We start from the raw sequence: 476 nt of genomic DNA on the forward strand, positions 1-476 counted from the left end.
CGTCCATGAGTCGGGGGCCTGAGGAGTCCCGTGCGTCCATGAGTCGGGGGCCTGAGGAGTCCCGTGCGGCCATGACCCGCGGACGTGCGGAATCTCGTACGGCCATGCCCCGAGAGCCAGATGAACCTCGTGCGGCCACGACCCGCGAGCCGGAGGAACCGCGCCCGCCCCTCAGGGGAGCACGGGATGGGCGGCAGCGGCCCGCGTCACCGGCCCCGCGGGGACGGCTCGGTGACGGGAACCCTCGGCAGGACGGACCGCTGGACCTGAGACTGGTGCCGCCTGCGCTCGCGGCCTGGGTGACCGCCGCGGTGACGTTGACGGCCCCGGCGCGCTGGGCGACCGGCGTCGCGGTGGTGTGCTCGCTCGCCGGGCTGGTGCTCCTGGTCGCGGGCCCGGCGAACCGACGGGCAAGGACCGCACGGGATTCCCGGCTCCTGCGGCCCCGCCGCGGGGTGCCCCCTGCGACAGAGGGA

1 pseudogene is annotated in these 476 nt (G+C 75.8%); it reads left to right on the forward strand.

Features of this window, described 5'->3' with window-relative positions:
• Positions 1-260 precede the first annotated feature (260 nt).
• Positions 261-476 (forward strand): annotated as a pseudogene (locus tag G3I40_RS46765) (hypothetical protein); the annotation flags it as partial.

It is taken from the genome of Streptomyces sp. SID14478 (assembly GCF_010548525.1).
Classification (GTDB): Bacteria; Actinomycetota; Actinomycetes; order Streptomycetales; family Streptomycetaceae; genus Streptomyces.